Consider the following 15259-nt stretch of genomic DNA (forward strand, 5'->3'; position numbering starts at 1 on the left):
TTGAACAAAATTATCAAAATGAAATAGTTGCACTTTAAAGAAAAACACTGCTCCTAATCCCAATACCATTAAGTTAAGGATTTCTTACTAGGGTTTTTAAAATATAACTCTCGCAGAGACGCGAAGACGCTAAGTTGACATTGTCCCAAACCCCTCTAATGAATTAAATTCGATTCTACTAACAATCAACTTTTGCTGGTTTATTGAGTAAATAAGACGATAAATTAATAGAAAAAAACATTAAATATTACACCTCAACAACTGTAGTGTATTTTACTTCGCTGATCATAAACGTACTGTGTGTACTACCAATATGCTGCAAAGTAGTCAATTTGGTAACCAAAAATTCGCGATAGGCCTCCATATCTTTGACCACAATCTTTAAAATATAGTCATAATCACCGCTTACATGATGACATTCCAATACTTCCTTGAGTTTGACCACTTCGCTTTCAAACTTAGATATAAATTCAATGGTGTGTTGAATCAATTTGAGATGACAAAAAACAACAAATCCCTTTTCGATTTTTGAATGGTTAAGCAAAACCACATATTTATCTATAATCCCTTCTCTTTCTAATTTTTTTATCCGTTCATAGACAGCTGTTACAGAAAGATTGAGTTTAAGCGATAATTCTTTTGTGGTTTGTTTGCAATCTTTTTGCAATAAATGCAATAGTTTTTTGTCGGTGGAGTCGAGTGTCATTTTTTTTTGTTTTTGAGTTATCGGTTTTGGGTTATCGGTTATGGGTTATTGGTTATGAGTTAAAAATTATGAGCTTTGTTGAATTCTCAATTTTAGCTTTCTGATTATTGCTTCTGATCATACTACTGAATACTGACCACCGACCACTGTCTACTAATCATTAATTAAAAAATGAAATAAAATCTATCTGCATCTTATTTTAATAACAAATTTAGAAATATAATTTAAATAAATGATTTTCAATAGTTTTATAATCTAATATTTACTTCATGTATTGACTAATTATCTAAACTTTTTTTATTTTGAAGTAGAATTAACAACGAAAAGCCCTAGCCCCGATAGTAGTGAAAATCCTCCCGCTTTTTTTCGGGAGATTGCAACGGATAGCGGGAATAGCTCCAGATTACTACATACCTAGTAATGAAATAATTAAATAAATAAAAACATGAAAAATTTCAATCCAGCAGACAACATTCAGGATTTGCAATACTTTGGTGAATTTGGCGGGGTAAATCCTTCTATCTCGGATTCATCAACCTATACGTTTCTTTCGGCCAAAACCATGTTTGACACTTTTGAAGGCAATATGGAAGGCTGTTATTTGTATTCTCGCCACTCGTCACCAAGTAATTTATATTTGGACAAAGCTCTTGCCGCAATGGAAGGAACCGAAGCGGCCAATGTATCCGCTTCAGGAATGGGCGCCATTACTCCTACTCTTTTGCAATTGTGTGGTGCTGGGGATCATATTGTTTCGAGCCGAACTATTTATGGTGGAACATATGCTTTTCTTAAAAACTTTATTTCACGATTTGGAGTCCAAACCACCTTTGTAGATATCACAAAACTAGATCTAATAGAGGCAGCAATTACTCCACAAACTAAAGTTTTGTATTGTGAAACAGTCAGCAATCCATTACTTGAAGTAGCCGATATAGCTCGTTTATCTAAAATAGCAAAAAAACACAATTTGACTTTTGTAGTAGACAATACATTCTCACCCTTATCGGTTTCTCCCGCACGATTGGGTGCCGATATTGTGATTCATAGTTTGACTAAGTACATAAATGGCAGCAGCGATACATTGGGTGGCGTTACCTGTGCCTCTAGAATATTTATTGACAGTTTGAAAAATGTTAACTCTGGTGCAAGTATGTTATTAGGCCCAACAATGGACAGTTTGCGCTCGGCCAGTGTAATGAAAAACCTGCGAACCTTGCATATCCGAATGAAACAACACAGCTACAATGCCCAATTCTTAGCCGAGCGATTCGAAAAAGACGGCATCAAAACGGTGTACCCTGGCTTAAAAAGTCACCCAAGTCACGAATTATATGCTGGTATGATCAATCCCGAATATGGGTTTGGAGGTATGATGACGCTTGATGTTGGAACTTTGGAAAAAGCCAACGCGGTAATGGAGTTAATGCAAGCGCGCAATCTAGGATATCTAGCTGTAAGTTTAGGTTTTTACAAAACATTATTTAGTGCACCAGGAACATCAACTTCATCTGAAATTCCATTGGAAGAGCAACACGAAATGGGATTAACAGATGGATTAATTCGTTTTTCTATTGGATTGGATAATGATATTGAACGAACTTACCAAATGATGAAAGCGTGTTTAGTGGAACTTACCGTTTTGTAGGCTAAGACAGAAAAAAGTAAAAAAAAGCTGCATTATTGAAAATGCAGCTTTTTTTATTAGGCAAAACAGAAAAAAATCTATTTTGTTTTCATTGGCGGTAAATCAAATGCTTTTGCATCATGTTCAAAACCATTACGATGTGATCCATCACAAAAAGGTTTATTGGCGGATAATCCACAACGGCAAAGTCCCAATGCTTCTCTTCCTTGCAAACCATAAACGTTACCGTCTTGGTCGACTATTTCAAAATCTCCTTCAATTTTTAAAGATCCATTTCTATTGATTGTTAGTTTAGTTTTGCTCATAATGCTATTTAGTTATTTTGAGGTCAAAGATTGTAAAATATATCCTGATAGTTTAGCAATAATAACCTTTTTTATCAAAACTTCTTATTTATTCTTTACCCCTATTTATTTAAAACAAATTAACTCAAAAAAAAACCGTTCCAAAATAAATATGAAACGGAAATTAATTTTTAGGTTTACTACGAATTGTGTGAATTTTTAAATTTAAGATTAAATTTAAAACTCTAAACCATCAAGGAATTAAGATTCATTAAGCCATTGTAACCTTTATGAATCTTAATTCCTTGATTTGTTTTCTTTTAATATTTCATTCTTAAATAAGTCCTATTTGATAAAACCCAAGCAATTGGTAGTGCCAATTTTTGTAATTATCTTTCGATTATGATTCTTGAACGTTTAATTTACTGTTTTTGCGACTGAAACTAAAGTAAATCACTAAACCTATAATTAACCAAATTCCAAAGTATATCCAATTCCAAACGCTCAATTCCGCCATCATATACAAACAACAGATTAAACCCAAAAGCGGAATTAAAGACAAGTTTTCTTTGTAGGACCAAAAAACCAATCCAACAATTACGAAAAGGAAAATCCACATTGGAATTTTATGTTTAAACAAATCAAAACCACTTTCATATTTTATAGAATCAGAAATAGGCAATCCAGCAACAACTGATTCATATTTAGCGTCATCTTGTTGATATTGACTTAATAAATGCTCCACGTCTAGTTTTTCAGTAGCATTAGTTTTACCTTCAATACTTACTAAATAATTGTATACTTTTTGAGTTTCCTCTTTATTTAAAGAAGTAATAATAAATTCAGAATCATTGGTTTTGGTTTCGTTGGTAATAAAACCCATTGTTGCTTTTTTATTATATCCAAAAGAAAAGATTAATGCAACAACAATCAACAAAGGAAAAATATATTTTGAATTGATATAAGGAGTTTTGAATTTACCCCTTGGAATATCGGTTCTATTTTGCAAAGCCAAAACACCAGCACAAACCAAAACAAAGGCAAATAATGTTCCTATACTACATAAATCTGTAACCATAGTTAAATTCATAAACAATGCAGGAACAGCAACTACAAAACCTGTAACGATTGTAGCATAAGAAGGGGTTTTGAATTTTGGATGAACCGTTGAAAAGCGTTTTGGCAACAAACCATCACGACTCATGCTCATCCATATACGAGGTTGTCCCATTTGAAAAACCAATAAAACACTAGCCATTGCAACAACAGCACTTACTGCAATAATTCCTGACATCCATTTTAAATCCAATTGATCAAAAACAAAAGCCAACGGATCACCAACATTTAGAGTATTATAACTAACCATACCTGTTAATACCAATGCAATTGCAATATATAAAATCGTACATATAATAATGGCCCACATCATTCCACGAGGCAAATCACGTTGCGGATCTTTACATTCCTCGGCAGTTGTCGAAATAGCATCAAAACCAATATAAGCAAAGAACACAGCAGAAACTCCTTTCAATACTCCAGAAACTCCGTTTGGTGCAAAAGGGTGCCAATTGGTAGTATCTACATAAAAGATTCCAACTGCAATTACCAATAGAACAATACACAGTTTAACAACAACCATGATATTACTCGCATTACGCGATTCTTTCATACCGCGATAAATAAGGGCAGTAATCAAAACAATAATCAGTAAAGCAGGTAAATCGGCAACAAAATGAAAAGAACCAATAACGGGTGAAGTAGTCCAAGCGGTATAGGCATTTTGCATACCTGAGCTTAAATTTTCAAATGTTTTACCAGCTTCCATTAAAGCAGTAGCATCTTTAAAACCATTTGAAGCCGTTAAGTAATCCATTTGCACCCATTGCGGCAAATCGATACCACCACTGGAGAGCAATCCGGTAAAATAATCACTCCATGAAATTGCTACCGTAATATTTCCGACAGAATATTCCATAATAAGCGCCCAACCAATAATCCAAGCTATTAATTCGCCAAAAGCAACATAAGAATAGGTATAAGCACTTCCGGACACGGGAACCATCGAAGCAAATTCGGCATAAGCAAAAGCAGCAAAACTACAGGCAATTGCAGTAAACAAAAACAAGAAAATTACAGCAGGCCCACCATCAAAACTAGCCTTCCCAATTGTACTAAAAATACCTGCTCCAACAATAGCAGCAATACCAAACGCCGTTAAATCTTTGGCAGTTAAATGTTTTCCTAATGCATCATGCCCATCTAAATTGTTTTTCTCGACTTGTTTTAAAATATCTTGAACTGTTTTTTTTCTAAAAAGCCCTTTTAATGCCATGTTGTAAATTTTACCGTTAAAAACTATTTTTTTGTATTATTTGCAATATTTTTTTAATAAAAAAGAAAAAATATTAAAGTTCAAATATATAAAACAAATTCAATCTTTAATCTTAAGATTTTAATTTTTTATAAAATTGGGATATAAATACAATATTTCTCTTTTTTACCTTAAATAAAGTCAAATATACATTTAAAAAAGACTATAAAACAAAATTAAATTCAAATTTTACTAAAAAACAAATAAAAATTCTATATTTTGTAAAATGAAACTTAATAAATACGAAAAGAGAATACCGTATTAAGCGAATATTTTTATTGTATTAAGAAAAAAGTGTTTGTTTTTAATATTATATTAATTCAAGAGGCAGGACTTATGTTATCGATACAGGACTTCTCAAAATAGATAAACCAGACAATCCCATTGTTGATGTTTTGAAGCCCAGTTCTTTTACCAAATACAATTTGTATTAATTTTATTGTTCATTTTTAAAATTCCTGAAATACTTTAGATTCATCATATGTTCACGGAAAAAGTCGGGAGACTTTTATTAGATTTACTGCTTTAAAAGAACATTTAAAAAAAGTTCGAAGTCGGGAGACTTCGCAGAGCGGGTTCATCATATGTTCACTGAAAAAGTCGGGAGACTTTTATTAGATTTACTGCTTTAAAAGAACATTTAAAAAAAGTTCGAAGTCGGGAGACTTCGCAGAGCGGGTTGAAGCTAAATCAGGTAGATATTGGGAAGATCAACTATCGACTTCTACAGGAATTGAAAAGTTTAAATCAGATATGGGATCAAGATTAAAGATAGCTACTGATAATGGTGCTAATTATGAATTGTTCACTAACACAACAATTCCAACATCAATTAAAACTTGGCTTGAAAGTAAAGGTATTAAATATTATGAAATTTTAGAGTAGATGGGATTAGTTGCGTCAATTGACATTAAATTTAATCAAACTTATAGTTTCGATGTAATCATTGAAAAATTAATTTCTAATCACTGGTTACTAAATGATAATGGAAAAATAATATTTTTAGACAACAATGATTACGATTGGAAAGAGTCTGATTTAAATAATCAAGAAATTGTTTTAAGTAATCTTAAAAATAAATTTGATAATAATAACATTGTTGCTTTAAATTTTCTATATAAAGGTGTGACGGGTGGTAATTTTATATTTATTAATGACCGCACAATATCTATTAATTTAAATATTAATAGAAAAAAAATAGATGGCACTAATCGTACTGATTTTTCTTTTTATATATCTGGTTTGAATCAAATTATTAGCAACTGTAATATTACTTGTTCCGAACTCGTATAATTTATAATCAAATGAAAACCCTCAGCTTTGAGGGTTTTCTATTATTGGGACTTTAAAAATTTTCAAGTAAAGAATATCATTTTCGGTAAACAAGTCAATATAGCCTTTCTCTTTCCAAAGTGTTAAATCTTTTTCAATAAGGTCAAAATTGTTTTTGATGTTTTCGGGTAATGAACTCCATTTCCAAGTAGGGTTGTAAAATCCAAAGTCATGTTCAATACATTTTATGAGTTGTTGCAGTACTTTTTTTCTTTGTGATGCCATAACTCAAATTGCTTTAAGTTTAACATTATTAATCATAGCGTAAAGAGCGTAAAGAATACAAGTTTTATCTTGTTCGGAAAATTTAGCGATGTCATTTAATCGCTTCATCATCGAAGGATCTTTTAAAAGTTCTCTATCTTCCGTTTCTCCTAAAAGATAACCTACTGTTGTTTCTGATAGATCAGCTAATTTTTTAACCACATCAATAGTTGGTTTTACTTCATCACGTTCATACTTACCTACAATAGAATGATGCGAATTTATTCTACGAGCAAGTTCCGCTTGTGAAAAGCTTTTTGCTTCCCTGCCTACCCTTAATTTTTGACCGAAAGTATCCATATTCTACGCATTTATGGTGTTAAAAAGCCTTTAAAGCTTTGATATGGCAAATATACAGACAAAATATGAGTTATAAACCCCGCTCCGCGAAGTCTCATGACTTTGCGTTTTTTTAAATGTTCTTGAAAATCGTAAATATGTCAAAAGTCTCCCGACTTTTTCCGTTAATGTTTTTAGAATTAAGCATTTTTAAAATAAACTAAAAGTTCCATCAATGCACCAATGCCCCGCCCCAGATAGTAGCGGCAGCCCCGAGAATTGGAACACTATTTTTTACAGCCGATACAGAGCGACCGCAGGAAGCTCCTGTAGTGGCTAGTAAAAAAAGGGTTGCAATCGAGGGCTATAGCGGATAGCTGGATCAGGCGCATAAAGATTCTTTTTAGCAATACTGCAAAACCAAAAAGCAAATCCGAATTTTATTGGTAATTAATTTAATAAACTTAGCTAAAAAAACTACTTTTGAATGCTGGATAAAAAGAGTAAAAATGATTGTAAAGAAGTCCCTGTTATTCCCAACTATATACCTTCTGTTTTTTGCTGTCATTGGACAGGCCCAAAAAAGGGAGATGCACCCCAAAAACGAATTCAGAGCCGTATGGATTGCCACGGTGGTCAACATTGATTGGCCTAAAAGCAGTACTGACTCCGTGGAGAAACAAAAAACCGACTTCATCGAGATTCTAGACACGTACCAAAAACTGAATTACAATGCGGTGATTGTGCAAATTCGTTCTGTGGGTGATGCAGTATATCCAACGATGCTCGCTCCATGGTCCCGCTACCTGACAGGAAGAGAAGGAAAAACGCCTAATCCTAATTATGATGTACTCGAATGGATGATTACCGAAGCTCACGCTCGTGGTTTTGAATTTCATGCCTGGCTCAATCCTTACCGTGCCACTTTTGATTTGAAAACCGAAACTTTGAGTCCCAACCATGATTTTTACAAACATCCCGAATGGATGATTGAATATGGTGGCAAATACTACTACAACCCTGCCCTGCCTGAAGTGCAGCAACACTTAACCTCTATTGTAGATGAGGTGGTCATTAAATACGATATTGACGCGATACATTTTGATGATTATTTTTATCCGTACAAAATAAAAGGAATTGAATTTAATGATACTGCTTCCTATCAAAAGTTTGGAAACGGGCTTTCATTGGCGGATTGGAGACGATTGAATGTGACCACTTTTGTCAAAAATATTTCTGCTAACATCAAAAAATTAAAACCTTGGGTACAATTTGGAATCAGTCCGTTTGGCGTTTGGCGTAACAAATCGGTTGATCCAAGAGGTTCCGATACATCTTCAGGGCAAACCAATTATGATGATTTATACGCCGATCCCGTTGACTGGATGCAAAACAATTGGATTGATTACATAGTGCCACAATTGTACTGGAGTATTGACCACAAAACAGCTTCGTATGCCAAATTAATCAAATGGTGGTCTGAGAATGTACCGAGCAACACCGCATTATACGTAGGAAACAGCTCTTATAAAATCAAAGCCGATTCAGACAAACATTGGAATAATAAATATGAAATTCCAAACCAAATTGACCTCACCCGCAGTTATGATAATGTACAAGGAAACGGATTTTTTAGTGCCAAATGGTTTATAAACAAAAACCAAGATGTGGTCAAGGTGCTTCAAGATTATGAATACAAATATCCAGCACTTCCTTTACCTGTACCCAACTTCAAAAAAGCGATTACAGAGAGTTTATTGATCAATTCCATCACTAAGGATACCAGCAGTTATTATGTTTCGTTTCAGAAACCAAAACAGTTGGCAAAAGTTAGATATATAGTGGTGTATGGCGCCAAAGATGTTTCGAAAATCAACATCAATGATGCCAGTCAAATTCTGGACAAAATTGCCGTAACAGAAGAAAATGAAGCATTCAACATCGAAGTACCCGAATATAGAATGATAGGAAAAACGGCTTTTGCCTTCACCTTCGTAGATTATTATGCCAACGAAAGTCCAGAAACAATAATCGATTTGCAAGTAGAAACACAAACGAAGTAAAAATTTAAAATGGTTTAATTACTAAGCCGTTTAGACAATCAAAATTTTAATGGTTATTTAAAAAAGAAACATTAATAAAGTCTTGATGAATCTCTAACCTTTGTCAAAGTTTTAAACTTTGACAAAGGTGCTAGACGAAATTATATGATCCTATAATTTTTGATTTACAATTACTATTTGCCAAATCCAAACAATTAAACAATTTAACTTTAAACAATTTAAACGATTAAACAATATAAAAAAATGAAAGACAACAAACCGTGGTATTGGATTCCGTTTTTAAATTTTGCTTCGGGTTTTCCGTATGCCATTATTATTTCAGTTTCGGTAATTATGTACAAAAGTCTAGGGGTTGCTAATGAAGACATTGGCGTTTACACCAGTTTATTGTACTTGCCTTGGGTAATCAAACCGCTTTGGAGTCCTTTTATCGATTTGTATGCCACCAAAAGAAAATGGTTCCTAGCGATGCAATTGGTGATTGCCATTGCGTTCTTGATTGTGGGATTGACCATTCCGATGAATCATTTTTTTATGTTGAGTTTAGCACTTTTTTGGGTAGCGGCATTTGCCTCGGCATCCAATGATGTGGCGAGTGATGGCTTTTATATGCTGGCTTTATCCAAAGACCAGCAATCCTTTTTCTTAGGAATTAGAAGTACTTTTTACCGCCTTTCGATGCTTACCGCCAATGGATTGATTGTAATTCTTGGAGGTTTTTTGGAGCAAAAATTTGGCGACAAAACTAAGGCTTGGTCCTACACAATGATTGTTGTAGCGTTGATTATGGCTTTTTTAACGATATATAACTTTTTTACGACACCTAAAGTGGAGGAAATCACGGAAGCTGAAGTAATTCACAAGGCTAGTTTTGGTGAAGTGTTTGCTACTTTTTTTCAAAAGAAACAAATTGGTCTTGTATTAGCTTTCATATTACTTTTCCGCTTGGGGGAATCGCAATTATTAAAAATGCTGACTCCTTTCTTGATTGATGAAAAAGCCAAAGGAGGAATGGGATTGACCACCGAAGATGTGGGGATAATATACGGAACATTTGGAGTAGCAGCACTTGTTGTAGGTGGAATTTTGGGCGGAATAGCCATCTCCAAAGGAGGATTACGAAAATGGATGTTACCGATGTTTTTGGCCATGCATTTACCTATTTTGGGATTTGTATACTTATCCCACTTTCATCCTGCTGCAACTTTCAATTTGCATTTAGAGATGTTTCATTACACTTTTGATTATGTTTTAAACCCATATATCACTTCAGTAGTAATTATCGAACAGTTTGGATACGGTTTTGGTTTTGCGGCCTTTATGATGTACTTAATTTACGTTGCGGAAGGAGAATCAAAAACTTCTCACTACTCTATTGCAACAGGATTTATGGCTTTGGGAATGATGCTTCCAGGTATGGCGAGCGGTTTTATACAGCAATATTTAGGCTATGGCAATTTCTTTATTTGGGTGTTTTGTGCCACTATTCCTGGATTGATTTTATCTCAGTTTTTGATTTATCCAGCGGAATTTGGTAAGAAAGTGAAGGAGAATGATTCGTTATCCCAAAAAAAGTAAATAGAACACAGATTTCACAAATTTGCACAGATTTTTTTTATAAACTATAAAGTCTATATGAATATATTTATAAGGAAGGGCTTTAAAACAGAGTGAGTTCTTCCAATAAAGTTTACGCAACTTCAATTTCGTCAACACAGTTGACTAAATTGAAATTAATGAGTCAAATAGATTCAATTACGCAGAAGGCTTCTGCGCAATTACAAAGTAATGATAATCAATTCAACTCAAAACGACAGAAGCCCTCTGTCGAATTAAGATTTATTAACTTTTTACCAAAATTAAATTGAACATCGATATCCTAAATTGAAAATTTTTACAGATTATTTCGAGAATTTAATCTGTGTAAATTTGTGAAATCTGTGTCTCAACTTTAATCTAATATTCATTTCAAAATGACACTAGAACAAAAAATAGGACAATTCTTTTTCCCTGCCGTTTTTATCAACGACACGGAAGAGAACATTCAGGAAACAGAGCGATTAATCAAAGAACACAACATTGGTGGATTGACTTTTTTTCATAGCAGAGCCAGTGCGGCTACTAATTACGAATCTAAGAAAAAAGTGGAATTCAACGACGATAGTTTTCAGCGATTGAAAGACCTGATTGTGCGCTATCAAAAATGTGCCACCACTCCCCTATTGATGAGCATTGATGCCGAATGGGGCTTGGCGATGCGCGTGGAGAAAACGCCGCAATATCCGTATGCCATTACTCTTGGCGCTTTGCCCGAAAGAAAAATAGATTTGGTTTACGAAGTGGGAAAACAAATTGCATTGGATTTAAAATCGGCCGGGATTCATTATAATTTAGCCCCATTGGCAGACATTAACAACAACCCCAAGAATCCCGTGATTGGATACCGCTCTTTTGGATCCAATAAAGATAAAGTAGCTCAATATGCTATGGAGTACCTTCGCGGAATGTCCGATGTTGGAATTTTGGGCTGTCTCAAACACTTTCCAGGACATGGCAATACCAGTGTCGATTCGCATTTAGGATTACCGGTTTTACAGGAAAGTCTCGAAGAATTACTCGAAAATGAATTGGTACCCTTTATAAAAGGAATAGAGAATCATGTTGACTCTATTATGATAGGACATTTGGCTGTTCCTTCTTTGAATGATGGAAAAGAAACCTCCGCCACATTGTCCAAAAATATAATTGAAAAATTACTGCGTCAGCAATTGGGTTATGATGGTTTAATTATTTCGGATGCTTTGAACATGCATAGCGTTTCAAAATTATATGATGTTAAGGGTCAACTGGAATGGGAAGCCTTCAATGCTGGAAACGATGTGCTGTGTTTTGCCGAAAACGTAGCTGAAGGCATTCAGGAAATCCTCAAGAATGCTACGCCAGAACGAATTGAAGCGAGTTTGAATCGTATCCTGAAATGCAAACAAAAAGCTGGTCTTTTTGAAACAGAACCCACCATTACTCGTGATTTTGACTTTAAAATTACTTCTGATTTAAATCGAAAAATAGCCGATTATTGTATTACCGATCTCAAAGACAACAACAGTTCTGTCGTTATTTTTGACGCTAAAAATAGAGAACGTCTGGCTAAGTTGAGTATTTATAAAACAATCGACAATCCATTTTTCAAAACATTAGCTTCATTCTTACCATCCCCGGAATATGCTATTGAAAACGCAATTGATTTAATTGACACCACACTAAAAGAAGACCTTGCTCCTTTTGACACCGTTCTTATTTCATTATTTGTCCCAAAAGCCAAACCACTTAATAAATTCGAATTAGAGGATTCGGTTTTAGAATTTCTAGGGCAATTATTCCAAACCAAAAAATGTATTTTATATGTTTTTGGAAATCCATATGCTTTGCAAGTCATACCAAACTTAGATCAAACCAACGGGATTGTAGAAATGTATCAAGATTTTAAAGAATTCCAAGAAAGTGCCGCCGAACAATTATTAGAGGACAAAAAAGGAAAAGGTAGCTTACCTGTCTCAATTACTGCAATTTAACCCGTCGCTATAGTTGTTTACTATTGTTAAATAAATATTAATAATTAATATTTATTTAATCAACCTTTTAATATGCCTTATATTTGCAGCAGTTAAAAAAACAAACCATTAAAATTTATAAAACATGTCATTAGTAGGTAAAAAATTCCCAAGTATTGCAGTAGACGCTATCTCAGAAATGGGAGATAATTTAAAAATCAACATTTTTGAAGAAGCTACAAAAAACAATAAAAAAGTACTTTTGTTTTGGTACCCCAAAGATTTTACTTTTGTATGTCCAACTGAATTACACGCTTTTCAAGCCGCTTTACCAGAATTTGAAAAAAGAAATACAATTGTAATCGGTGCTTCTTGTGATACCAACGAAGTTCACTTTGCTTGGTTAAACACTCCAAAAAACAACGGTGGAATCGAAGGCGTTACTTACCCAATCCTTGCTGACACTAACAGAAACCTATCTAACATATTAGGAATTCTTGATATCGATTCAACTGAATATAGCGAAGAAACTGATTCTGTTATCATTGAAGGTTCAAATGTTACTTTTAGAGCTACTTACTTAATTGATGAAACTGGTAAAATCTTCCACGAAAGTGTAAACGATATGCCACTAGGTCGTAATGTAAACGAATACTTGCGTATGGTTGATGCATATACACACATACAAGAAAAAGGTGAAGTATGCCCTGCAAACTGGGAAGCTGGTAAAGAAGCGATGAATGCTGACAGAAAAAGTACTGCTGAATACCTAAGTCTTAACTAATAAAATCAATGGCAATGACAATGGCAATTTCAATAGTTAAGAATTGCCATTGTTATTGAAATTGACATTGAAATTTAAAAATCTATGTTAATCGAATTAAACGAAGATACGTTAGGGGCTTTAATAGCCCAAAACGAAAAAGTGGTTGTTCAGTTTTCGGCCTCATGGTGCGGAAATTGTAGAATTATGAAACCAAAATTCAAAAAATTAGCTTCAGAAAACGAAGCTTTGACATTTGTTTTGGTCGATGCCGAAAATTCTCCAAAATCACGAAAACTAGCCAATGTAAGCAACTTGCCTACTTTTGCAACTTTTGTGAACGGAAAATTGGTCAACGAGACCCAAACCAATAAACAAGAAGTTTTAACACAATTGGTTCAAGAAATACTATAATTAAGTTAGAGGTTAGATTTTAAAGGAATTACATTATTTCTAACCTCTAAAATCCAACCTCACAACTTATGAAGTTACCTGTAATAAAACACTTAACCCAATTCATAGAAGAAAACGATCAAGATTACATCATCGAAACTATCGAAGTATTGGAAGCCATGACCGAAATTGCCTCATTAAAAGATGAAGAACTGGATGTCATAGGAGAATTAATTTCAAATATGTATGGTGCACTTGAAGTTCATAAATTGATTAAAGACGGAACCGACAAAAAAGAAGCCTTAAACACTTTTATGAAAAGAGTTCTTGGTTCTATCGATAAATAAAATCATTTGACAAGCATAGCAAAACGTACTCCATTTCAGAGTGCGTTTTTTTTATTTAAGAATAATTTCCTTCGTCAGTTCGCAAAAGTTCGTTTGGGCGAGACACCAAAAAGAAAAGTGGCCAAATTTAGATACCGCACATTCGGCCACTTCCCTTTATGCTGTCAGGCTGTATGCGCTACTTCGGTAGCCAGCGTCCATCCTTCTCGCAAAAAGAAGAACTTTTTTGATCAAAAATCAAGTTTCTAGTTTCAAAGACACACACAACCGAAATCTCAAAACCCAAAACCCAAAACCCAAAACCCACAACTAACAACAAATTCTTTCAGTTTCAAATATTAATCCTTACTTTTGAACCTCATTAAAAAACAAACATCATGGCTACAATAACATTAGGAGGAAATCCAATACACACTTCAGGTGAATTACCAAAAGTAGGTTCTAAACTTGCTGATTTTAAATTAGTTCAAAATGATTTATCGGTTGCTGATTTAAGCACTTTTGCCGGTAAAAAATTAGTTTTGAATATTTTTCCAAGTATTGACACAGGAACTTGTGCTACTTCTGTTAGAAAATTTAATGAAAGTGCAAGCAACTTGGCAAACACAACCGTTTTATGCATATCTAGAGATTTACCATTTGCACAAAAACGTTTTTGTGGTGCGGAAGGTCTAGAAAATGTTGTCAACTTATCTGATTTTCAAGAAGGATCTTTCGGAAAAAGCAATGGTTTAGATATTGTAGACGGTCCATTGGCTGGATTGCATTCTCGTGTTATCATTGTTGTTGATGAAAACGGAGTAGTAACTCATACAGAACAAGTAGGTGAAATTGCAAACGAACCTAATTATGAAGCAGCTTTAGCCGCACTTTAAAAAAAAATATGGAATTCCAAAAAGACAACACTTTATTTACAGGCCGATTGAAAAGCATGAAATTTGCTTTTCAAGGCGCTGTAAAATTAATTACCACCGAGCACAGTATTATGGTTCAATTTTCTATTGGAATCATTATGACCATAGCCGGTTTTTATTATCATATTACCACTACCGAATGGCTTTTTCAAACCATGGCAATTGGTCTAATAATGAGTATTGAAGGATTGAATACTGCAGTTGAAAAAATTGCCGATTTTATTCACCCCAATTACCATGAAAGAATAGGTTTCATTAAAGATATTGCTGCTGGGGCTGTATTTTTTGCAGCATTGACAGCAATTGCAATTGGTCTTATTATTTATATCCCAAAATTTTTATAG

The 15259-nt window shown here is 34.0% G+C and carries 15 protein-coding genes; 10 read left to right on the top strand and 5 right to left on the bottom strand.

Annotated features, from left to right (window positions below; genetic code table 11):
- Window positions 1–247 precede the first annotated feature (247 nt).
- Window positions 248–706 carry an Lrp/AsnC family transcriptional regulator gene (locus tag OYT91_RS06740; protein WP_269222521.1) on the bottom strand — a complete coding sequence of 153 codons (459 nt, stop codon included), beginning with the start codon at window positions 704–706 and terminating at the stop codon, window positions 248–250.
- A gap of 445 nt (window positions 707–1151) precedes the next feature.
- Between OYT91_RS06740 and OYT91_RS06745 the strand changes: the two genes are divergently transcribed.
- Window positions 1152–2354, top strand: a complete 1203-nt coding sequence (locus tag OYT91_RS06745; RefSeq protein ID WP_281240028.1) for an aminotransferase class I/II-fold pyridoxal phosphate-dependent enzyme — start codon at window positions 1152–1154, stop codon at window positions 2352–2354.
- Window positions 2355–2431: 77 nt separating this feature from the next.
- Here OYT91_RS06745 and OYT91_RS06750 read toward each other — a convergent pair whose 3' ends face one another.
- The gene (locus OYT91_RS06750; protein ID WP_281240029.1) at window positions 2432–2659 is read right to left on the bottom strand and encodes a CDGSH iron-sulfur domain-containing protein; all 228 of its coding nucleotides are present in this window, start codon (window positions 2657–2659) and stop codon (window positions 2432–2434) included.
- 379 nt (window positions 2660–3038) lie between these two features.
- Window positions 3039–4970 carry an amino acid permease gene (locus OYT91_RS06755; protein ID WP_281240030.1) on the bottom strand — a complete coding sequence of 644 codons (1932 nt, stop codon included), beginning with the start codon at window positions 4968–4970 and terminating at the stop codon, window positions 3039–3041.
- Window positions 4971–5894: 924 nt separating this feature from the next.
- Between OYT91_RS06755 and OYT91_RS06760 the strand changes: the two genes are divergently transcribed.
- Window positions 5895–6302, top strand: coding sequence for a hypothetical protein (locus tag OYT91_RS06760; RefSeq protein WP_281240031.1), 408 nt, complete (start codon window positions 5895–5897; stop codon window positions 6300–6302).
- A 21-nt stretch (window positions 6303–6323) separates the two neighbouring features.
- Here OYT91_RS06760 and OYT91_RS06765 read toward each other — a convergent pair whose 3' ends face one another.
- Both OYT91_RS06765 and OYT91_RS06770 read right to left on the bottom strand, forming a co-directional pair.
- Complete coding sequence (locus OYT91_RS06765) at window positions 6324–6566, bottom strand: hypothetical protein (RefSeq protein WP_281240032.1); 243 nt, start codon at window positions 6564–6566, stop codon at window positions 6324–6326.
- A gap of 3 nt (window positions 6567–6569) precedes the next feature.
- Complete coding sequence (locus OYT91_RS06770; RefSeq protein WP_281240033.1) at window positions 6570–6905, bottom strand: helix-turn-helix domain-containing protein; 336 nt, start codon at window positions 6903–6905, stop codon at window positions 6570–6572.
- Between the two features lie 569 nt (window positions 6906–7474).
- On the opposite strand from OYT91_RS06770, the gene OYT91_RS06775 reads away from it, so the two are divergent.
- From OYT91_RS06775 to OYT91_RS06810, 8 genes are all read left to right on the top strand, one after another.
- On the top strand, window positions 7475–8947 hold the full coding sequence (locus OYT91_RS06775) for a glycoside hydrolase family 10-like protein (RefSeq protein ID WP_349293196.1): 1473 nt from the start codon (window positions 7475–7477) through the stop codon (window positions 8945–8947).
- 243 nt (window positions 8948–9190) lie between these two features.
- Window positions 9191–10525, top strand: a complete 1335-nt coding sequence (locus OYT91_RS06780; protein WP_281240035.1) for an MFS transporter — start codon at window positions 9191–9193, stop codon at window positions 10523–10525.
- Window positions 10526–10920: 395 nt separating this feature from the next.
- On the top strand, window positions 10921–12519 hold the full coding sequence (locus OYT91_RS06785) for a glycoside hydrolase family 3 protein (RefSeq protein WP_281240036.1): 1599 nt from the start codon (window positions 10921–10923) through the stop codon (window positions 12517–12519).
- Between the two features lie 124 nt (window positions 12520–12643).
- Window positions 12644–13282, top strand: a complete 639-nt coding sequence (locus OYT91_RS06790) for a peroxiredoxin (protein ID WP_269222511.1) — start codon at window positions 12644–12646, stop codon at window positions 13280–13282.
- Between the two features lie 84 nt (window positions 13283–13366).
- On the top strand, window positions 13367–13675 hold the full coding sequence (locus tag OYT91_RS06795) for a thioredoxin family protein (RefSeq protein ID WP_281240037.1): 309 nt from the start codon (window positions 13367–13369) through the stop codon (window positions 13673–13675).
- Between the two features lie 68 nt (window positions 13676–13743).
- On the top strand, window positions 13744–14001 hold the full coding sequence (locus OYT91_RS06800; protein WP_281240038.1) for a DUF6952 family protein: 258 nt from the start codon (window positions 13744–13746) through the stop codon (window positions 13999–14001).
- 377 nt (window positions 14002–14378) lie between these two features.
- Complete coding sequence (gene tpx / locus OYT91_RS06805; protein WP_269222509.1) at window positions 14379–14876, top strand: thiol peroxidase; 498 nt, start codon at window positions 14379–14381, stop codon at window positions 14874–14876.
- Between the two features lie 8 nt (window positions 14877–14884).
- Window positions 14885–15259, top strand: a complete 375-nt coding sequence (locus OYT91_RS06810) for a diacylglycerol kinase family protein (RefSeq protein ID WP_269222508.1) — start codon at window positions 14885–14887, stop codon at window positions 15257–15259.

This window comes from Flavobacterium praedii, from assembly GCF_026810365.1.
GTDB classification, from domain to species: Bacteria; Bacteroidota; Bacteroidia; order Flavobacteriales; family Flavobacteriaceae; genus Flavobacterium; species Flavobacterium praedii.

Bases quoted from the DNA above. Each gene is read 5' to 3' on its own strand.
- OYT91_RS06745 (WP_281240028.1), top strand. From the start codon at position 1,152: ATGAAAAATTTCAATCCAGCAGACAACATTCAGGATTTGCAATACTTT.
- OYT91_RS06755 (WP_281240030.1), bottom strand. From the start codon at position 4,970: ATGGCATTAAAAGGGCTTTTTAGAAAAAAAACAGTTCAAGATATTTTA.
- OYT91_RS06800 (WP_281240038.1), top strand. From the start codon at position 13,744: ATGAAGTTACCTGTAATAAAACACTTAACCCAATTCATAGAAGAAAAC.
- OYT91_RS06765 (WP_281240032.1), bottom strand. From the start codon at position 6,566: ATGGCATCACAAAGAAAAAAAGTACTGCAACAACTCATAAAATGTATT.
- OYT91_RS06750 (WP_281240029.1), bottom strand. From the start codon at position 2,659: ATGAGCAAAACTAAACTAACAATCAATAGAAATGGATCTTTAAAAATT.
- tpx (WP_269222509.1), top strand. From the start codon at position 14,379: ATGGCTACAATAACATTAGGAGGAAATCCAATACACACTTCAGGTGAA.
- OYT91_RS06810 (WP_269222508.1), top strand. From the start codon at position 14,885: ATGGAATTCCAAAAAGACAACACTTTATTTACAGGCCGATTGAAAAGC.
- OYT91_RS06780 (WP_281240035.1), top strand. From the start codon at position 9,191: ATGAAAGACAACAAACCGTGGTATTGGATTCCGTTTTTAAATTTTGCT.
- OYT91_RS06770 (WP_281240033.1), bottom strand. From the start codon at position 6,905: ATGGATACTTTCGGTCAAAAATTAAGGGTAGGCAGGGAAGCAAAAAGC.
- OYT91_RS06740 (WP_269222521.1), bottom strand. From the start codon at position 706: ATGACACTCGACTCCACCGACAAAAAACTATTGCATTTATTGCAAAAA.
- OYT91_RS06790 (WP_269222511.1), top strand. From the start codon at position 12,644: ATGTCATTAGTAGGTAAAAAATTCCCAAGTATTGCAGTAGACGCTATC.
- OYT91_RS06775 (WP_349293196.1), top strand. From the start codon at position 7,475: ATGCACCCCAAAAACGAATTCAGAGCCGTATGGATTGCCACGGTGGTC.
- OYT91_RS06795 (WP_281240037.1), top strand. From the start codon at position 13,367: ATGTTAATCGAATTAAACGAAGATACGTTAGGGGCTTTAATAGCCCAA.
- OYT91_RS06785 (WP_281240036.1), top strand. From the start codon at position 10,921: ATGACACTAGAACAAAAAATAGGACAATTCTTTTTCCCTGCCGTTTTT.
- OYT91_RS06760 (WP_281240031.1), top strand. From the start codon at position 5,895: ATGGGATTAGTTGCGTCAATTGACATTAAATTTAATCAAACTTATAGT.